The following is a 17,735-nucleotide window of genomic DNA, read 5'->3' on the forward strand; positions in this document are numbered from 1 at the left end:
CTCAATATCCTTAGGTTAAAGCTCAATCGTGCCGGCAAAGACGGTCACAGCCGGACCCGTCATCATCACGGGGTGCGTATCGCCCGACCAGCTAATGGTTAAATCGCCACCTCGGGTATGCACAATCACCGTGGCGTCGAGTAAACCACGGCGTATCCCCGCGACGACGGCGGCGCAGGCACCCGTGCCGCAAGCGAGGGTTTCGCCCGCCGCTCGCTCAAACACCCGTAGGCGAATTTCATTGCGGCTTAAAATCTGCATAAAGCCGGCATTCACTTTTTGTGGAAAGCGCGGGTGGTTTTCAATTAAAGCACCATGCAGCGCCACAGGCGCGGTATCGACCGATGCCACCACTTGCACTGCATGCGGATTGCCCATCGACACCACCGAAATATCATAAACTTGGCCGTCCACAATCAAAGGATCAATCATCGCTTCATTGGGGGCAATAAACGGGATGTCTTCGGGGGCAAAGCGTGGCGTGCCCATATTGACGGTGACATTGCCATCGAGCTCAAGGCGCGGGTAGATCACGCCTTTGGCGGTTTCCACGGCGATTTCGGTTTTGTCAGTTAAGCCTTGCTCAACCACAAAGCGCGCAAAGCAGCGTGAACCATTGCCGCATTGCTCGACTTCGGAGCCATCGCAATTAAAAATGCGATAGCGAAAATCGATGCCCGGCGTAGCGCTGCTTTCGACTAGCAGCAGTTGATCAAAACCAATGCCAAATTGCCGATGGCCGAGTTGTGCAATTTGTTGATGACTGAGGGCTACGGTTTGGCGCACGCCGTCGATCACCATAAAGTCATTCCCGAGGCCGTGCATTTTGCTGAAGTTGAGTTTCATGATTTTGGCGATATTTTAAGGTGTGCTAAGGCTACGCTGAGCCTGCCTGTCAGTGCAAGCTTGTTGAAATAGAATAATGAAAAATGCGGCGAAATCGGCGGCTGGCCGCGGCGGCATGGGTTTAAAAAGCGTTGCGCCGCTTATTTTAAAGCATTCTTTCAGGAAATAAACGCTGATATTCGGTCATTAAACAGCGATCCATCACGATGCACAGCCCCGCAGCTTGGGCGCGTAAGGCGGCGGCTTCATCCACAATGCCTTTTTGCAACCAGATCAGCTTGATGCCCAAGGCAATCGCTTGATCAACAACGTCGCCGACGATTTCGCTGCGCACAAACACATCCACACAATCGATGGGCGTGGTGACGTCACTGAGTTGTCGATACACCACCGCGCCTAAAATCTGTGCCTGTGGCTTGGCGGTGATCGGAATAATGGCAAAGCCCCAAGTTTGCAGCCGCTGGCTAACGATATAGCTGGCGCGCTGCGGTTTGTCCGACAGCCCAACCACCGCAATGGTGCGCGTCATTTGCAGCAAGGCTTGGATTTGGGCGTCGCTTGGGTTTTGAAATGGCATGGTGATAGCTTGAGTCTTAGTTGCTTAAAACCATAACAGCATCGGCTTCAACCAATGCGCCTTTGGGTAGCGCTGCCGCTTGGACTGCCGCGCGCGCTGGAAAAGGTGCGCTAAAGTATTCGCTCATAATGGTATTGAGTTGGGCAAAGTTGGCCAAATCCACCACAAAAACGCCCAATTTGACGATGTCGGATAAATCGCCGCCGGCCGCTTGGCAAACCGCGCGTAGATTTTGAAAGACACGGTGTTGCTTGCGCTTCAAAGCCATCGGCCAAGATGCCTGACGCTGGATCAAGCCCAATTTGGCCGGATAAATACACGGTGTTGCCTACTTTTACCGCTTGCGAATACGTGCCAACAGCGGCGGGGGCTTGCTCGGAATGAATAATCGATTTGCTCATTTGGAGCACTCCTAGAGAGGGAAAAAGTCGCCAGCGGCAGCGGCGGCGAGGATATTTAGTGGGGTTTATTTGGAGAGTTTTTACTGCAATTTGACTTGATTTTGACAGTGTTCTGGCTAGTAAAAGCCTTGAACCGACATAGAAGTCGGCTCAAGACTGGTAGGGCAGCACCAGTTCAATGGCAATATTCAGATTGGGTTTGATGCTGTGCCGCGCTCGTCGAGCTGGGGCTTAAAATCCCGTTCAAGCGCACCGAGTGCGAAGTGAGACAAACAGTTGTATCGTTTGGCTCACGACAATCGAGGGCACAGCGGAGCTGGGCGCGCTCGGGGCGCCTTTCTTTCCCCCTCTTTCTTTGGCGAGTCAAAGAAAGAGGGTCCCCGTCGCGGACTGCGACTGTAAAACAATGTGCCGCAGGCACTTAAAATCATCAACACGTAATCTAAACACCACAGCTTCAATCGCCCAGTCAGTGAACCAATCTCAACGCCTTAGTTGTCTTTATCAAAAAAATACGCTCGCTCGCCGTGTAGTGCTTCGTCGAGGCCTTCTTCTTCTGCGGCTACGCTAACGCGTGGTTTGTGGATTAATTTCATAATCACCCAAGTAATGGCAAAGGAATACACCGCCACTAACACCACGGCAATCAATTGAATAATAAATTGATGCAAGCCGCCGCTCACGTCGTCAATCGCGCGGTTGGCTAAAATGCCCACCAATAGTGACCCCGTCACACCGCCCACACCGTGTGCGCGAAAGACTTCGAGCGCGTCATCGTATTTAAAGCGCGATTGCAAGGTTTTGGCAAAGTAGCATGCTGTGGCGCCAATCGCGCCAATCAGTACTGCCGCCCAAGGCTCGACATAGCCTGCTGTTGGCGTAATGGTGGCTAAACCGGCTACGCCACCGACTAAAACACCAGAAAAGCTCGGTTTGTCTTCAAAACGCCAAGCGAGCATGAGCCAAACCACCATCGCTACCGCACCGGCCACTGCCGTGTTGACAAAGGCATACGCAGCCAAAGCATTGGCGGCATACGCGCCACCGGCATTAAAGCCAAACCAGCCAAACCACAGTAAACCGGCGCCCACGGCCACCAGCGGTAAGCTGCTGGCTTCAGGCTGGTCATCGGGCGCAATATCGCGCTGCCCCAAAAACATCACCGTGGCCAATGCGGCAAACCCAGCCGAAGTGTGCACCACAATCCCGCCCGCAAAGTCGATCACGCCGAGTTTGGCCAAAAAGCCACCACCCCAAATCCAGTGCGCCACGGGGATATACACCAAGAGCATCCACAGCACGATAAATTTGAGATACGCCTTAAAATCAAAGCGCTCGGCAAACGCACCAGTAATCAGCGCTGGCGTGATGATGGCAAACATCATTTGATAAGCAAAAAACATAATAAACGGAATCGATGGCGCGTAATGCGGGTGGGGCATGCCGCCAATGCCGCTAAAGCCAAAGTAAGATAAATCGCCAATCACACCGCCGATATCGGGACCAAAGGCCAAACTAAAACCGCCAAAAATCCACACAATCGAAATCACCCCCATGGAGATGAAATTTTGCATCATGATCGACAGCATGCTGCGGCTGCGAGTGAGCCCGCCATAAAACATCGCCAGTCCCGGCGTCATCAGGCACACCATCGCCGTACATAAAATGATAAAGGCGGTATCGCCGGTATTAATGAGGTACATGCTGCTCTCCTATTTACGATTGATTCGCTGGGCAACAACGATGCTGCGCTGGACCACTGCCTTGTGGCCTCGGCTGTTTAGATTATGGTACAGCGCACTTGAAACTGCTGGCTTGGACTAATTGTAATCTTGAAGATTGATTGGTGAAATAAAATATGCGTGTGATTATTGCAATTAATTGTTTAAAGCTTTTTGAGTCTGTAATTAAACGGCGCAATGCGTGGGACGAAAAAAAACCGCAACGGCGTGAGTGCGGTTGCGGTTTGTTGGATGCAGGTTGGTAGCGGTATGGCGATTTAGGGGCGCTTATTGGCGTTGATCGCATACGGCTCGGGGTGAACGCGGCCATTGTGTAGCAGATCATCGGCGGTATAAATATGCACGATTTCAATTAGCAATAAATCGGCGGCAATCGGTTGGCCGACTTCGATATGCTGCATTAAACGCCCTTCGAGGGCGACGGCGCAGTTTTCGATGCGCGGGGTTTTTACCGCTTGTGAGGCGGCAAACATTAAACCGAGCGCATCAATCTGCGCTTGGCTTGGCGGGGTGCTTGAACCCGTGGCGTGCACTGCCGGCGCATGATCGTGCGATGGAATGTGAATCACGCAGTCGCCACCATTGAGTAGATTTTGCGCGGTGTCTTTTTGCTCGTTCAAACCGCTTTGATCTTGGCGGCGATTGACACTGAGCGACACAATCAATGGCTCGCTACTGACAATATTAAAATAAGAAAATGGCGCGATATTGATGCTGCCATCTTTATTGGTGCTCGTTACCCAAGCAATCGGCCGTGGCACCACGCAGTCAGTAATCAGATTGTATTTTTCACTTGGCGAGAGCGCCGTAACAGGCCATTCCATTATTTAATCCAGAGGTATATGGCGCTAGCCATTGATTATTAATTGTTAGGTGAATATACCCAGATGTTCAACCACAGGCAATTGGCTTAAGCCGCAAATAAAGCCGAGCGGATGGTGGCGTTCACTTAAAAAATCTTTTTGACGCAGAGGCGCAGAGACGCGGAGCAAAACCAAAGCAAAACCAAAGCAAAACCAAAGCAAAACAAGATCAAATCGCCGCTTCACACGTCGTGTTTTACACGCGGTTTGAGCCCTGAGTTGGTTTTTCTCTGCGCCTCTGCGTTGGCTTTTCGATGTCTCTGCGTCGGCGTTTTTTGCTGAAGTAAACATAGCTCGTCGCATCGCTATGCGGTGCATTGTACTGTGTGCCGCTATTTAGTCTGGTAAAAATCGTTCCATCAGCACATTTAAAAAACGCTGGCCTTTGAGCGTTGGGCGTACATGGTGCAAATCGCGCTCGAGTAAACCCTCAGTGCAGGCGCGCTCAATTTCGTAAACAACTTTACTCATCGGCAAGCCAGTGCGTTCAGTAAACAGCGCAATTGGGAAGCCGCCGGTTAAGCGTAGCGTATTGAGCATAAATTCAAACGGCAGCGCGGATTTTTCGATGATTTCTTCGCTTTGAATCGCCGAGCCCATCGCCATTTTGGCTAAATATTCGGTGGGCTGCTTAAAGCGTGCTTGGCGGATAATTTTGTCGTGAAAACTGATTTTGCCATGCGCACCAGCGCCAATGCCAAGGTAGTCACCAAATTGCCAGTAATTTAAATTATGTTGGCTGCGGTGATCTTTGCTCGGGTGTTGCTTATAAAAAGCACTGGTTTCATAGTGGCCAAATCCTGCGGCGGCGAGCTTGGCCTCAATCATTTCTTGCATATCGGCGGCCAAATCGTCATCAGGCAAGGCTGGCGGATAGCGGTGAAACAGCGTATTGGGTTCGAGCGTTAAATGATAAGCGCTTAAATGCGTTGAACCGCAGGCAATCGCTTGGTCGATATCGGCCTCGGCCTCGGCCAGCGTTTGCTTGGGCAGGGCATACATTAAATCGAGATTAAAATTATCAAAGTGCTGCGCAGCGATCTCAATGGCGCGCAGGGCTTCGTCGCGATTATGGATGCGGCCTAAAGCGCTTAAGTGCGTGGCATTAAAGCTTTGAATGCCGATGGATAAGCGATTAATCCCCGCTGCGCGGTAGCCGGCAAATTTTTCGATTTCAAAGGTACCCGGATTGGCTTCAAGGGTGATTTCGGCATCGGGGTTGAGCTTGATCCGCGCACGTATCGCTTCTAGCAGGCGATCCATACTGGCGGCTGAGAACAAACTCGGCGTGCCGCCGCCCATAAAAATACTCGATACCGATCGGCCCCATACTTGCGGCAGATTGCTTTCTAAGTCGGTAATCAGCGCATCGATATAGCGCTGCTCTGGTATGCCGTCTTTGACCGCGTGCGAATTAAAATCGCAATACGGGCATTTACGCACGCACCAAGGAAAGTGAATATAAAGTGCCAACGGGGGCAGGGCGGTTAGGCCCGATTGCGAGAAAGAAACGGTTTGCATAGGGCCTAACAAATTAGGGCTGAGCAAGGCCAGCCCTAAGGTAAGAAATAAAACGAAGGTTTAGACGTCAATCAACCGTTGCGTGGTGGCTGCATTGCAGCCCCCAAAAAACGGTTGTGTGGGCTTATTTTGCTTTTTGGCTATTGGCAAAATTGAGCATGTCATTGAGGGTTTTAAAGTCGGGTGAACCTTTTTTGATGTCCATCTCGCCCGCCGCTAAATAAGTAAAGTAGCGTTGGCAAGCTTGGGTTGGACCATCTTTTTTGGTCATGTCTTCAATGATTTTATTCGATTGATCGTTATTGGCTTTGAGTAGTTCGCCGCTCACTTTTTTAGCTTCGTCCGCGCCGGCGGTTTCTTTGACGTAATCCAGAAAGGCCGTGACATAACCATAATGCATGCCAAGGTAAGCTTTGTTGCGTTCGATATAGCCTTTGGTGGCCGAATTGATCAGGCCTTCGGTTTGTTCGATTTTGCAGTTTTTGGCCATTTTTTGCATCACAACCAAAGACGTGCTTAAGTTGCCCGCGGCCTTATTGCGCTCGGCGGTGAATGGCGATGCGACCTCGGCTTTAGAGGTGTCTGCTGCTTTGGCGGCAAAGCAAGACAGTGGCAACATCAGGGCAAGGGCAAGTAATGTTTTTTGCAATTTAAACTACCTTATTAAAAATGTAACCATCAAGACAGCAACTGGCTAGTCCTGCTTAGAGCCGGATCTTAGCTGGCATCACTTATTTTTGATAGGGATTATGCACACTCTGCACGAGGCGCTGGAGTACATCACGCATTTGGGCTTCGGATACTTCCATCAATACGCCATCTTCAAATAAGTCTTGCGCCATTTGGAGTAGCTCATCGAGGTTTTCGTTCATTACTTTTACTTTTTCGGTGCACGATACCACGCTGCCATCGTCTCTTACCCAGCGGGCCCAACGACTTTCATCCTGACTCACAGCCCAGTTTCCTTCAGTTGTTCAATTAATTTGTTGAGTGCTTTGGCGCGATGCGAAATCAGTGCTTTCTCGTTGGCCGTCATTTGCGCCACGGTTTTCGCAAAATCAGCGCGCCAAAACAGCGGATCATAACCAAAACCGCCGTCACCCAATGGGGAATTTAATATTTCGCCAATGCAAATGCCATCAGCAATCAATGGCTGCGGATCGTGACTGCTCCGCACCAACACCAAGGCGGCATAGTACCAAGCGCGGCGATCAGCGTGCGACGCCATTTGCTCAAGCAATTTACTATTATTGCGCGCGTCTGATTTGGGCTCGCCCGCATAGCGTGCCGAATACACCCCCGGCGCGCCACCCAGCGCATGCACGCACAAGCCAGAATCATCGGCCAGCGCCGGTAAACCGGTTTCTCGCGCTGCATGCCGTGCTTTGGCGAGGGCATTTTCGACAAAAGTATCAAAAGGCTCCGGGCATTCACTCACGCCAAGCTCGCCTTGCGGGATGACCTCTAAATCAAAGTCGGCCAATAAATGATTGAATTCTTTGACTTTACCAGCGTTATTGCTGGCTAACACAATGCGTTGCTTTGCCATTTAATAGGCCTTTTTACTTAAAATCATCAGTTCTTGTTCGCGCTTCATTTGAAAGCGGTTGAGCGTGCTCATGCCGATTAAAATCGGACTGGTGTCGTTGCTATCGCGCACCACCAAATCGAGATTATACAGCGTTACATTCCCGATTCTGGCTTTGGGCAACACAATCAGCCACGAGCGAATCACGCCATTGGCGGTGTGGGAGCGCATCGGCTGGCCGTTTTGATAGTTGAGCTTCAGCTGGTTGGCCACATTGGCCGACATCGACAAATGCGTAGCGCCGGTGTCAATCACCCCAGTTTGGGTTTGGCCATTAATCCCCACCTCGGTGAGGTAATGCCCACCTTGGCTGGGCGAAAGCACCACGCTGCTGTCGCCATCGCTTGGCGTGGCCGCCGAAATTACATAGCCTTCACCCAAACCTAAACGCCGTTGCCGGCCATTACTGGCTTCAATCACCGCCGAATCGGCCGCAATCGAAATCACCTTAATACCGCCCACGGTTTGGCCGATTTGCAGGGTTTTCTTTTGCCCATTCAGCTGAAAAATCGCCTTACTGCCCATGGTGGCCAAGAGTGTCATTTCATCGGCCATGGTCAAGGTCGGTAATGCCAATAACAAGCCAGCACAGAGTGCAGTGAGGGGGCGAATGGGCAGCATGGGTTTTAATCCTGACGAGATTCGACAATATTAAGCGCTTCTTCAATCAAGCGCCAATCGGCGTTTTTAAGCAACGCCGCATCCGACAACATTCGCCGCCAATGCCGCGCACCGGGCCGGCCTTGGTACAGCCCTAAAATATGCCGCGCCACATAGCGTAATGGCGTACCAGCCGCGAGCTCCGTGTCGACAAAGCCGCGTAAGTCTTCCATCACCGCGCGGCGGGTGGTTTCAATGTGTGGCGCACCATAAATCGCCGTATCTACTTCGCTTAAAATCCACGGATTATGATAAGCCTCGCGCCCGAGCATTACGCCATCGACATGCTGCAAATGCATTTGGCTGTCGGCAATGGTGGTAATCCCACCATTAATAATGATCTCTAGCGCGGGGAAGTCTTGCTTGAGTTGATAGGCATAAGCATATTTAAGCGGCGGAATATCGCGGTTTTCTTTTGGACTGAGGCCTTTTAAAATCGCATTTCTGGCGTGCACAATAAACGTGCTGCAACCGGCATCGGCCACATGGCCAACAAAATCGCGCACAAAGCTGTAATCCTCAATCTGATCAATGCCAATCCGGTGCTTCACCGTAACGTCGATACTGCACGCATCGCGCATGGCTTTAACCGCATCGCTGACTAAATCGGGCTCCAGCATCAAGCAAGCGCCAAACGAGCCCGACTGCACCCGCTCGCTAGGGCAACCCACGTTTAAGTTGACCTCGTTATAACCCCATTGCTCGGCCACCTTGGCGCAATGCGCCAAATCAGCCGCATTCGAGCCGCCCAATTGCAGGGCAATCGGATTTTCTGACGGATCAAACCGCAAATGCCGCATCGGATCGCCATGAATAATCGCCCCGGTATTGACCATCTCGGTATACAGCCAAGTGTGCTGGCTCAATTCGCGAGCGAATCGACGATAAAAGCGGTCTGTCCAATCGAGCATCGGCGCAATACAGAAGCGGCGGGAAGGGGTGTTGGGTGTTTGAATTGACATTGCAGTATTTATATCGCGGTAGTGTCGGGCCAAGCCCTGAATCTGCATCATTTTACGCGTTTGCTGCCGCGCTGGCTTGTTTTAGTCAATCGGCGGGTTAAAGGGTAGTTGAATACGGCGGGTAATAGTTTGGTAGTGCTTGCTTGGTATCAAGGGTATCGGCACCTAGCTCACTTAAATCAATGCCTGCAAGCAAATACATCGCCCGCAAGATGATTTGTGGGCGGCGTAGGGTGGCTTAGCCCTTGGGCGTAAGCTACCAACCCAACGCCAATCATCATCAGGCGTAGGGTGCGCATTTGCGCACCGCAACCCCCACAAAACCACCGATCGGTGCGCAAATGCGCACCCTACGAGTCGATCAACCACCGCCGCAATAACAACCATCAAACCGCACCCTTATTGGCTGAGTCATTTTCAATTATTAAATTGCAAGCACAAGCTGACGAATGGATATTCCGTTATCATGACGGCAATGTAAGGGCGCGCTTTGAGCTGTTGAGTGTGCTGGCGGGATTACCGAGTTAACTTTCACAATCTGCGCATGAAGGCATTGGCGGCTTGTTTAAAGGGCGAGCAGATTCAAGAAGTGGCCTTGGTATCGGGGCATAAAAGCTGGAAAAATTTGGCAAGGTATACGCAATTGCGAGCGGTGGATTTGCATCGGGAAGTGGTCAAATCTGTAGTGCTTTGTCGTCGTAGTGATCGGCGGTAATATGTAGCGAAATTAAAAGAATTATTATTACAGTATGCTCTGAAATGTTGTTAACTACATATTCATATAGATGTATGGATGGATTGATTGGTATTTATTAATTTGTACAATTTTTAATAAACTTTTTTTGGAATTTTGATGGATATCATCCTTAATCACCCTGTGATTACAAAAATGGCTATGCATGTTGTTGGTGATTCAGCAAATGACGAAGCTCGCCATCTACCTGCCACTGAAGTTGTCCATCAAGGTTTTTTTATTGATCGGATTACTGAAACTTTAAAAGGATGTAAATGTTCCTTTACCGAGTTGTCATCGTTCCGTATGGGCTTAAAACAGGTTAGAGAGGGTGAATTAGATTTTTATGAGATGAGTAAATTATTGGCTAATTCGTTTCATAGAGCAATTACTGGAAATGGTGCAGCAGTTCCCGGTGCATTTTTACTGTTTGAGATTGAAAATAGCGGTGAAGTAATTTATTCAGTTATTAAGTATGAGCATGATGATGTCGTGCATTACAAGCAAGAAATAAATGACGCAGGTGAGAGTAAGTTGATTTTTACGTTGCTTGCAACAACTTTTGTAAAAAAACCTCAAGCTATGCAGAAATCAGCATTAATTAAATTTACCGATGATGAATCTATTATTCATGTTGTAGACAGAAGTGAGAGGAAAGGTATAACTAAATATTTTTCGTTGTATCTCGATGTGGTCAGAGAATATAATGAGGCTGAAGTCACTAGTCGATTTGTAAATTCGGTTCTTAATTTTGTTGATAGAGCAATAAAGGCAGGGTTTCTTTCGAGGGATGTACGAAAAACTTACAGGTCAAGAATGTATGACTATACACATAGAGAGAATGTAGTTTTTGATCCTGAGGATATTGCTACCGTAATTACGGCAATTGTTGGTGAAAGTAATGATAATTTGGTTTCTATTTTTGAATCTGAATTAAAGAAAAATAAGATTGAGGGCGAGAGATTTGAGTTTGATAAAGCAACTATTCCGAGGCCAGCTAAATTAAGAACTAGGACAGTTGATGGAATTGAAATTAATTTTAGTCAGAGTCATATTGAATCGGGTAAGTATGAAAAAGTTGGTAATATAATTAAGATTGATATCACAACTGGCCTTGAAGAAGATGCTAATCAATTGGGTTGATAAAATTCAAAGTGCGGCTAAGGATAATGGCTTTCGTATTGTTGAAACGGAAGCCAATATCCAGCTGTTTTTTGAATTTAGTGTGGAAGCAAAAAACTCTTGCTTGGCAATAATAAGATCTAAACCTAATAATGTTATATCGCATGTGTGCTTGCATAGTAGTGAAATTGGTGAAGATTTGCCAGGCCTAAATCTCGATGAAGAGATTTTAAATAATGGAGATCAATGTTCTTTACTTTTAATAAAAAACAAGGATGTGCCTTTGTTTTTTATTACTCTTGATGGTTTTGTTAGTTCATTGGAAAAAATAACCAAAAGTAGAGTTGTTTTTTTATAAACGAAATTGAAGGGTTTACGACTTTATCTTGTCAATTTTTACCTATTTCAGAATATGTTGATAAGTGGGAGTCCTTTGTTGATGAAATTGACATTGAGCGAGATTTTCAGGCATTTATTAATGGCAGCATAGGTTTATTAGCAGATTTATCACTTCCATTTTTCTTGATTAAGAAGTCGCCTATAAACAATTCGGTCTTCTATGAAGAGTGGTCAAAGGCTAGCTGCAAAAATTTGATCCACCTTGTTGGAAGTAGAGTTGAAATTGGCCAAAATAATGAAATAATACTGATTATTAAATCAGAGAAGAAGATGACATTTAGTTTGAATTTAGATGTGGATTTAAATTGCTTTCAAGAGCTTCAAGATATTTTTAGTTGGATAATTTCACCTAAGCGTGATGCAAAAACAAGACATCAAATTTTTATTGGGTGCATGGTTAGAGAGGGTGGTGAAAATGACTGCATTTGGCATTATTTAAAAGAATCTGCCCTTTATGCACTTGAGTCAGCTCAACTAAATTATGATTCTCTGTTGGATAAAGAGTCCAGAGAAAGTCTTAAAGTAATGATTGATATTAGAAAAGCAATATTTGATGCAGCATCTCAAATTTCGAAAGATGCACAAGATATATCAAGTCGTGCTGCTGCAGATATAGCAGCTATTGTTGGGCTGTTAATTGCTAGAGTTGCCCTTGTGGGAAAAGTAGATTTTTTGTTTGGTAAGTTTCTTTTAATTGTGGCATTTATTTATGTGGTTTATAGAGTTTATTCAGTGTTGTATATCTCTAAACGTTTTTTGAAGCGGCAGATAAGGCACGTGAATCATGGAGTAGACGTGTCTATTGTAATTTGAATATAAGAGATAAAGAGGAATTGTCTGAGACGCCTTTAGCAAATGCAAAATCTACACTTGCAAAATCTCTTGATGCTGCTGGTATTGCATATGCATTTTTGATGTTCATTCTATTGTTAGCTTTATTTCTGTAGGCTAATGAATTTCCGATTAGATAAGAATAGCCCGTATCTGCGGGCTTTTTCTTGTCTGGTGTTTCACGGCCTAATGCTCTAGCGGTTGGTTACTGTAGTGGTATTAATTGGCGGCGATGGTTTCGATTCGTTTTAGGTTGAGCAGCTTGAGTTTGTGGTCTTGGAATATGTTGACGTAGCGGCGGTGGATGGGTGATTCGAGTTGGCGTAGGGCTGGGGCGTTTGTTGCGCGCAACTTGGCAAGCAATGGTTTTGACTGCTATTTTAAAAAAACCAGCCAGCCAAATTAACGATGGTAACTCCGCCAGCGTTGATTGATGTATTGATTTGGCTTTTTTATAGGGATAAATCATGTCGAGTCGCGATCTTAAAGATTTGCATGTCAGTATTCGCTTGCTGGCCGAGCAATTGGTGGCGCAGGCCAATGCCGCTTTGCAGCAGCAAAATCCGGCGCTTGCGGTGCGTTTGGTTTGCACTTGGCGGCCGCAATCTGAGCAAAATGCCTTGTACGCGCAAGGGCGAACCAAGCCCGGGCGTAAGGTCACATGGGTAACCCACAGCGCGCACAATACCGATTTGGCCGACACCGCGCATGGCGACGCCGAGGCGCTGGATGTGGGGGTGTTTGAAAACGGCAACTATCTGCAAGGCAATACCGCCCGCGAGTTGGCTTTTTATTTATGCCTCGGCCCGATTGGCGAGCGCCTTGGTCTGGCTTGGGGCGGGCGCTGGAAAACGCCCGATTACCCGCATTTTGAGAGCAAAAAATGGCGCACCACCCGCTGATGGGGCGCAGCAGCACTACGTCACTGATTTGTGCAACAAAGCACTTTAATGCGTACTATAATGGTTTTTATTGTATTTAATGACTGCTATAGCATGACTAGAAAACTTCTTCCGGTTGATGATGCGGGTAAAAACGCGCTGGCCGAGTTGGGTAATCGCTTACGAACACTGCGTATCCTGCGCAGTGATACGATGGCGCAAATGGCGCAGCGCCTTCAGTGTTCGTTGTCGACTTATGCTGCGCTAGAAAAAGGGTGAAGCAACGACTCAAATCGGGCTATTGGTGAATGCTTTAGGTATTTTAGGGTGCTTGGATAGCCTATCAGCCGTTGCGCCCGTGCCTGTGGAATCATTGATCAAATCCGAAGCGATGCGTAAACGAGTGCGTAAGGTAAATCCAACGCTGCCTACGGATGAGGAGATTGATTTCTGATGGCATCTTCACGTCATTACAGTTTGCGGTGGGGGTGTATTTGCCAAGTACAGTTCAGCCGATACCTGCTGCATTACTCAAAGTAGAACGGCAAGGTGTTGTTGAAAGTGGCACGCTCAGCTATGGGCGGCAATATCAGCAAAAGCACAATTTTCGCTTCCACCCCGATCCGGCTTTATCTCTGGCGATTAATCATTTGCCAGCCAAAAGGATTCGGGATGGTGGTGCATTGCCAGCTTACCTAAAAGACTCACTACCTGATGCATGGGGACGCCTCGTTTTGGCTGCTGCTAATCAGGGGGCTGCCCTAGATGACTACGCGATGTTGTCTTGCACTAATCAACATCGCATTGGTGCTTTGGTGGTCATTCATGATGAACCTCAGGTGCTGGCTGAAACCCCCCAATTGTCATTGGACGAGCTGTATGAAATGGCGATGGCCATCCAATATGGTAAAGAAGTGCCCGTGGATATTCGCCGGCTGTTGACGCAGGGGGGCTCATTGGGTGGCGCCAGACCCAAGGCCAGCATTGCTGATCAAGGCGCGCTGTGGCTGGCTAAGTTCCCGTTGCGAGAAGATCCTTTCAATATTGAATTGGCCGAAGCGGGCGCAATGGCATTAGCAAAAATGTGCGGCATACAAACCGCAGAATTTCGCTGCGTTGAAATCAACCAAAGAATAATTTTTTTAAGCAAAAGGTTTGATCGCATAACGAGCCCTGAAGGGGAGCAACGCATCCATTTTCTATCTGCATCTGGTTTGCTGAATGTGGCCTATGAGTCAGGCCAAGGCAGTTATGTCGAATTGGCTCAAGCAATAAGCCGTTTTGGCGCGAACCCTAAGCAAGATTGCCAAGAATTGTTTCGGCGAATGGTATTCAATATTTTGATCGACAATACGGATGACCATATTAAAAATCATGGTTTTTTACATGTTGGTGACAATCAATACCGGCTAGCGCCTGTTTATGATGTTCATCCACAAGGCACACATCTGCAATATATGGGCATGCCATTGGTGAATGAAAATGCCTCACCGAGTTTGGAACAGTTACTCGCAGAAGTGCATCATTTTCATTTTCAACGAAATGAGGCCAGCAATGTCGTGCGCGAATTGATTACAACGGTGAGTCAAACGTGGCGAGAACAATTGGCGGGTGCCGGTATGAGTGATGCTGATCTGCGATATATAGCCGCGCATCTTGATCCACTTCACGCCCGATGGAGGGCGATGGATCAGGCAATATAAGCGCTGAAAGTGTCGTTATTCTAGGCCCGATTGGCGAGCACTGGAAAACGCCCGATTACCCGCATTTTGAGCGCAAAAATGGCGTACCACCCGCTGATGGGGCGCAGCTCTGCAGGTCAAAACACCCCTCAAATTTGCGCTAGATGGATATTTTAAATCCACAAAAGCTGAGGTTAACGTTGTGGATAAACGGTAGATAAGCCGCTCAAACCCAATGCTAGTAAGGCTTGTGGCGCGTGAGCAAAAATTAATCAACTAGCAAGCAGAATGTCTTCAGGGTCATGCAGTGGCAATGCGCCCCTATTGGCAAACCGAAGGGGACGGCATTTCACTTGAATTTGATCCATTTAATTCGCGGGTTTGATGACGATAGCGCCGCGCTGTAGCAGCGGCGCTGTATTTGGGGTGTGGGTCGCATCGATAAAACGGCGCGGCGTGACTAACGCGCCTGTGGGTTTGACTGATTGAGGTTAGATAGATGCAAAAAACGCTGTTGATTTTAGGGGCAACCGGCGCGGTGGGTCAGCAATTATTGCAACAGGCTTTGGCGCACGCTGATGTTGCAAGGGTGATTGCGCCAACACGGCGCGCCTTAACAGCACATATTAAATTGCAAAATCCCATTGTCGACTTTAACGCGCTACCGAATGACGCGGCATGGTGGCAGGTGGATGCGGCACTCTGTGCGCTGGGCACCACGCGCAAAATCGCTGGCTCGGCGGCGGCATTTCGGCGCGTTGATTACGACTATGTATTGCAGGCGGCCCAGTGCTTGCATCAGGCAGCAACACCAACCTTGGTATTGAATTCTTCATTGGGCGCCAATGCACAGGCTAGTGGTTTGTATCTGCGCACCAAGGGCGAGGCTGAACGCGATGTACGTGCCTTGGGATTTGGCTCGTTAACTATTGTTCGGCCGTCTTTGCTTGATGCTGGCGAGCGGCCTGATCGACGCCGCGCGGAAGAATTCGGCTTATGGTTCAATCGGCATTTTGCGGCGTGCATTCCAGTAGCGTGGCGGGCGGTGAAGGTTGAGCGCGTGGCTGCGACCATGCTGGCAGCGGCATTAAGCGCTGCGCCTGGGGTGAGCGTGATTGAGTCAGCGCAAATGGCGGAGCACGATTAATTTGTTGGTGTTGATTCTGAGCCGAGATTATTTTTGCGGTCTTGAGTTTGCGCATAATCAAACGAATGGATGTTGGTGATTATTTCCTGCCTACCTCGATGGGGTTAGGGCTTTGCGGTGGGTTTTTGTACGGCACAAGCCTAATGCTGGGGTCATACCTGGGTATTTGCTTAGCAGGGGTGAATAGCAGGATTTTGCTGCGAATACCCCTATTTCTTTGGTGGTAGGTTTTTGCTTTTGGCGCCCTTGGGGCGCTTTTTTTTTGCCGTATAGTTGGCCGCATACCGCTGATTGAATGGTGCGGCTGGCAAATGAAAAGGTAAAAATCATGGCAAAAAGTGCGGTGTTAACGCGTTGGGAGCCGGAAAATCCGGTGTTTTGGCAAGAGCAAGGTCAGTCGGTGGCCAAACGCAATTTGGCGATTTCGATTCCTTGTTTGACTTTGGGTTTTGTGATTTCAGTGCTGTGGAGTGTGGTGGCGCTGAATCTGAATTCGGCAGGGTTTAATTTTAGTAAAGAGCAGTTGTTTATGTTAACGGCGTTGCCGCAATTGTCGGGCGCCACGCTGCGGATTTTTTATTCGTTTATGCCCGCACGATTTGGCGGGCGTAAATGGACGGCGATTTCAACCGCGCTGTTGTTGATTCCGGCGCTGTGGCTGGGCTTTGCGGTGCAAGATCCAAGCACTTCTTATACCGAGCTATTGGTGATTGCGCTGCTCTGTGGTTTGGGCAGCGGCAATTTTGCCAGCTCGATGGCCAATATTGGTTATTTTTTCCCGACGGCGCAAAAAGGCTCGGCCAATGGTTTAAACGCCGGCTTTGGTAATTTGGGCGTTTCTTTGGCGCAATTATTGATTCCGTTGGCGATCACTTTGCCCTTGTTTGGCGCTTTTGGTGGCGAGGCGCAAAGTTATCTCAAAGAAGGCGCAGCGCAATCGCTTTGGTTGCAAAACGCGGGCTTTATGTGGGTGCCATTGATTGCGATTGCGTCGATTGCCGCTTGGTTTGGCATGAATGATATTGCCGATGCGCGCTCGTCGTTTGCCCAGCAAGCGGTGATTTTTCGCCGCAAACACAATTGGCTGATGTGCTGGTTGTATATCGGTACTTTTGGCAGTTTTATTGGCTTTGCAGGGGCTTTTGCCTTGTTGACTAAGTCCTTGTTTCCTGATGTTGCTGTCATGAAATATGCCTTTTTAGGACCGTTGATCGGGGCATTAATACGGCCAGTAGGCGGTATTATTTCCGACAAAATTGGCGGTGCGAAGGTTACTCTGGGTGTGTTTATGGCGATGGCATTTTCGGTGTTGGGCGTGTTGGCGTTTTTGCCTGAGTTGGGCGTCGATGGGCAGTTAAGCGGTGGTTCTTGGCCGGGCTTTTTTGCCATGTTTTTATTGCTGTTTACCTTTGCCGGTTTGGGCAATGGCTCGACGTATAAGATGATTCCAACGATTTTTGCCACACTCAGAATGCGTGAAGCCAAGGGCGCTGATGAAGCGGCACAAAAAGCGGCACGTTTGGGTGGGATGCAAGAATCAGCGGCAGCAGCGGGCTTTATCAGTGCGATTGGTGCCTATGGTGGTTTTTTTATTCCGCAAAGTTTTGGTTTGTCGATGCAAGCCAGCGGCGGGCCAGAATTAGCCTTGTATGCGTTTATTGCTTTTTTATGTGAGCTGCGTGTGGATGACTTGGCGTTATTACGCTAGCCCCAAAGCTGAACTGCCTTGCTAGTAGGTATTGCCATCTAAGCTATGTGTATTTTGGCTTAGAGGGCAATA

The 17,735-nt window shown here is 48.5% G+C and carries 19 protein-coding genes and 1 pseudogene; 9 read left to right on the forward strand and 11 right to left on the reverse strand.

The genetic code is table 11. The annotated features are described in order from the left end of the window. Positions 1-15 precede the first annotated feature (15 nt). The 11 genes and pseudogenes from dapF to dusA form a co-directional block, all read right to left on the reverse strand. On the reverse strand, positions 16-846 hold the full coding sequence (dapF, locus tag GKO28_RS14960; RefSeq protein WP_182076878.1) for a diaminopimelate epimerase: 831 nt from the start codon (positions 844-846) through the stop codon (positions 16-18). A 145-nt stretch (positions 847-991) separates the two neighbouring features. Then, positions 992-1,423 carry a CoA-binding protein gene (locus GKO28_RS14965; RefSeq protein ID WP_182076880.1) on the reverse strand — a complete coding sequence of 144 codons (432 nt, stop codon included), beginning with the start codon at positions 1,421-1,423 and terminating at the stop codon, positions 992-994. Between the two features lie 16 nt (positions 1,424-1,439). Further along, positions 1,440-1,824 (reverse strand): annotated as a pseudogene (locus GKO28_RS14970) (Rid family detoxifying hydrolase). Between the two features lie 491 nt (positions 1,825-2,315). Next, a complete protein-coding gene (locus GKO28_RS14975) occupies positions 2,316-3,527 on the reverse strand; it encodes an ammonium transporter (protein WP_182076881.1) in 1,212 nt (403 codons plus the stop codon). A 296-nt stretch (positions 3,528-3,823) separates the two neighbouring features. Further along, a complete protein-coding gene (locus GKO28_RS14980) occupies positions 3,824-4,390 on the reverse strand; it encodes a flavin reductase family protein (protein ID WP_182076882.1) in 567 nt (188 codons plus the stop codon). A 375-nt stretch (positions 4,391-4,765) separates the two neighbouring features. Further along, positions 4,766-5,950, reverse strand: coding sequence for a radical SAM family heme chaperone HemW (gene hemW, locus GKO28_RS14985; RefSeq protein ID WP_182076883.1), 1,185 nt, complete (start codon positions 5,948-5,950; stop codon positions 4,766-4,768). 124 nt (positions 5,951-6,074) lie between these two features. Beyond that, positions 6,075-6,599: a hypothetical protein gene (locus GKO28_RS14990; protein WP_182076884.1), complete on the reverse strand. Its 525-nt coding sequence runs from the start codon at positions 6,597-6,599 to the stop codon at positions 6,075-6,077. A gap of 82 nt (positions 6,600-6,681) precedes the next feature. Beyond that, on the reverse strand, positions 6,682-6,903 hold the full coding sequence (locus GKO28_RS14995; protein ID WP_173531793.1) for a hypothetical protein: 222 nt from the start codon (positions 6,901-6,903) through the stop codon (positions 6,682-6,684). Next, positions 6,900-7,499 (reverse strand): RdgB/HAM1 family non-canonical purine NTP pyrophosphatase, encoded by a 600-nt coding sequence (gene rdgB, locus GKO28_RS15000; RefSeq protein ID WP_182076885.1) that lies wholly within the window; start codon positions 7,497-7,499, stop codon positions 6,900-6,902. The genes GKO28_RS14995 and rdgB overlap by 4 nt, the downstream gene beginning before the upstream one ends. Beyond that, positions 7,500-8,159 carry a TIGR02281 family clan AA aspartic protease gene (locus GKO28_RS15005; protein WP_182076886.1) on the reverse strand — a complete coding sequence of 220 codons (660 nt, stop codon included), beginning with the start codon at positions 8,157-8,159 and terminating at the stop codon, positions 7,500-7,502. It abuts the gene before it with no gap. A gap of 5 nt (positions 8,160-8,164) precedes the next feature. Next, positions 8,165-9,160, reverse strand: coding sequence for a tRNA dihydrouridine(20/20a) synthase DusA (dusA, locus tag GKO28_RS15010; protein ID WP_182076887.1), 996 nt, complete (start codon positions 9,158-9,160; stop codon positions 8,165-8,167). A 502-nt stretch (positions 9,161-9,662) separates the two neighbouring features. Between dusA and GKO28_RS15015 the strand changes: the two genes are divergently transcribed. The 9 genes from GKO28_RS15015 (at position 9,663) to GKO28_RS15055 (ending at position 17,663) form a co-directional block, all read left to right on the forward strand. After that, on the forward strand, positions 9,663-9,875 hold the full coding sequence (locus GKO28_RS15015) for a hypothetical protein (RefSeq protein ID WP_203564191.1): 213 nt from the start codon (positions 9,663-9,665) through the stop codon (positions 9,873-9,875). A 138-nt stretch (positions 9,876-10,013) separates the two neighbouring features. Further along, positions 10,014-11,036: a nucleoid-associated protein gene (locus GKO28_RS15020; protein ID WP_182076890.1), complete on the forward strand. Its 1,023-nt coding sequence runs from the start codon at positions 10,014-10,016 to the stop codon at positions 11,034-11,036. After that, positions 11,017-11,373: a hypothetical protein gene (locus GKO28_RS15025; RefSeq protein WP_182076891.1), complete on the forward strand. Its 357-nt coding sequence runs from the start codon at positions 11,017-11,019 to the stop codon at positions 11,371-11,373. The genes GKO28_RS15020 and GKO28_RS15025 overlap by 20 nt, the downstream gene beginning before the upstream one ends. A 233-nt stretch (positions 11,374-11,606) precedes the next feature. After that, positions 11,607-12,227 (forward strand): hypothetical protein, encoded by a 621-nt coding sequence (locus GKO28_RS15030; RefSeq protein WP_182076892.1) that lies wholly within the window; start codon positions 11,607-11,609, stop codon positions 12,225-12,227. Between the two features lie 485 nt (positions 12,228-12,712). After that, positions 12,713-13,147 (forward strand): M15 family metallopeptidase, encoded by a 435-nt coding sequence (locus GKO28_RS15035; RefSeq protein WP_182076893.1) that lies wholly within the window; start codon positions 12,713-12,715, stop codon positions 13,145-13,147. A gap of 93 nt (positions 13,148-13,240) precedes the next feature. Then, on the forward strand, positions 13,241-13,405 hold the full coding sequence (locus tag GKO28_RS15040) for a helix-turn-helix domain-containing protein (RefSeq protein ID WP_182076894.1): 165 nt from the start codon (positions 13,241-13,243) through the stop codon (positions 13,403-13,405). A 164-nt stretch (positions 13,406-13,569) separates the two neighbouring features. Continuing rightward, entirely contained in the window at positions 13,570-14,829 is a 1,260-nt protein-coding gene (locus tag GKO28_RS15045; RefSeq protein ID WP_182076895.1) for a type II toxin-antitoxin system HipA family toxin, read from the forward strand. 478 nt (positions 14,830-15,307) lie between these two features. After that, positions 15,308-15,955 carry an NAD(P)H-binding protein gene (locus GKO28_RS15050; protein WP_182076896.1) on the forward strand — a complete coding sequence of 216 codons (648 nt, stop codon included), beginning with the start codon at positions 15,308-15,310 and terminating at the stop codon, positions 15,953-15,955. A 328-nt stretch (positions 15,956-16,283) separates the two neighbouring features. Beyond that, positions 16,284-17,663, forward strand: coding sequence for a NarK family nitrate/nitrite MFS transporter (locus GKO28_RS15055; protein ID WP_307839037.1), 1,380 nt, complete (start codon positions 16,284-16,286; stop codon positions 17,661-17,663). Positions 17,664-17,735 lie beyond the last annotated feature (72 nt).

The organism is Deefgea sp. CFH1-16, assembly GCF_016881365.1.
Classification (GTDB): domain Bacteria; phylum Pseudomonadota; class Gammaproteobacteria; order Burkholderiales; family Chitinibacteraceae; genus Deefgea.